The organism is Lactobacillus acetotolerans DSM 20749 = JCM 3825 (genome assembly GCF_001436775.1).
In the GTDB taxonomy this organism is placed as follows: domain Bacteria; phylum Bacillota; class Bacilli; order Lactobacillales; family Lactobacillaceae; genus Lactobacillus; species Lactobacillus acetotolerans.
On the sequence record NZ_AYZC01000084.1, the window covers coordinates 1 to 1,600 of the forward strand.

The 1,600-nt window shown below is 38.6% G+C and carries 1 protein-coding gene; it reads left to right on the forward strand.

The genetic code is table 11. The features are described from left to right. Window positions 1-137 precede the first annotated feature (137 nt). Window positions 138-1,544 carry an ISLre2 family transposase gene (locus tag FC77_RS07555; protein WP_054682323.1) on the forward strand — a complete coding sequence of 469 codons (1,407 nt, stop codon included), beginning with the start codon at window positions 138-140 and terminating at the stop codon, window positions 1,542-1,544. The last annotated feature ends 56 nt before the right edge of the window (window positions 1,545-1,600 follow it).

The following is a 1,600-nucleotide window of genomic DNA, read 5'->3' on the forward strand; positions in this document are numbered from 1 at the left end:
AACTAAGTGTAAAATAGTTTGCGGTAACGTTTAAATATAAATTAAAAGGAGTCAAATCCATTTCAGGACTTGACTCCAAAACAAAAAGACCAGTAGTCTGATGTTAAGCAAAAAAACACATTAGAAGCTGGTCCTTTATGGAATTAATTGTAACTGAAATCGTCAAAATTATAAAGTCTGAAACTAATATTATTAAGCGTGAAAAAGCTATAGCCTTTTTCTTTCTCAATTTGATCAGAGAATTGATGTCCTTAGCCTTGGAACGAGTAGATCAAGAGCTAAGTGGATCAATGAAGAATCAGGGCTACCAAATTGAAAAGAAGAATCAACGTTCAATCAATATGGCTTTTGGCGAAGTGACTTATGTCAGAAGAAGGTACGTTAAAGCTGGGCAAGAAAGTCGCTATCCTTTAGATAAATTCATGGGCTTTGATAAGTACAAGCATTATAGCGTCTTGGCAGTAAGAAATATCCTGGAAGTAAGCAGCGTCGCTACTTATCGCAATACTGCCTTAGCTGTTAATTGTCTTTCGGGTTTTAATATTAGTCACGCTCAGATTGGCAATTTAGTTAAGACTGCAGGTCAAAAGATCAAAGAACAACAAGAAGCTGATAGTCGTTATGATGCTCAAACTGCAAAGAAGCAAGTGCCAGTTCTTTATCTTGAAGGCGATGGCGTCATGATTAAAGGCACTCAAGGACGATTGGAGTTTCATCGCTATCAAGTTTGTGAAGGATTACGTAATGTGACCTACAAACGTAGAGAGCGGACTAATGCCCAAGAATTTGTGTCATTAAGTCGTCTAGACGCTTTGAATGAAGCTAAGGAATATATAGCTAACACTTATGATTTAGCTAATACCTTGATCATCAGTAATGCCGATGGTGGTGCTGGTTACGCGAAAAAGGACTTTGATGAAATTGTCGGTCGTTGCGCTAAACATGAGCACTTTTTGGATGTCTTCCATTTGAACAAAAAGATTAAAGACCGACTTTGTTTCGCTCCAGAACTGCAAGGCAAATTGATTTATGCCTTAGAGTTCAAATATGACCGCGATTTAGTGAATATAATTCTTGATACTGCCGAAAGCAAACTAATTGATGAGTTAGATACACCACAAAATCACGAGCATTTAGCACGGCTTCGCAGCTATATTAATCGACGCTGGGACGACATTAAACCGTTTAAAATGCGTAATTTGAAGGTTACTAAGGCAATTGGCAGCTGTGAAAGCAATCACCGTAAGTACACTTATCGTGTTAAAGGCCAAGGCAAATACTGGTCTGAAGCTGGAGCAGAAGGCATGCTTCGGATTTTGACCTGTATCAAGAATCGTGACTTAGAACAATGGCTAAATAGTGATTTTGAAGCAGGCAAATTAATCAGCTTAGATCACAAGAAGCTACTGGCAGCGGCCAGAGACAGCTTGAAGCGTCGCCATGAAATTCATGTTGGCATTCAACACGGAGCACTAACAGCAGAGGTTGCCGGGGGAAGCTATTTAGCTAAATTAGATCGAATGTTAAACCACATAAAATATTAAGAAATTAAGGTCAGACTAATGGTTTTTGGACTACCGCAAAAATATTGACACTTACA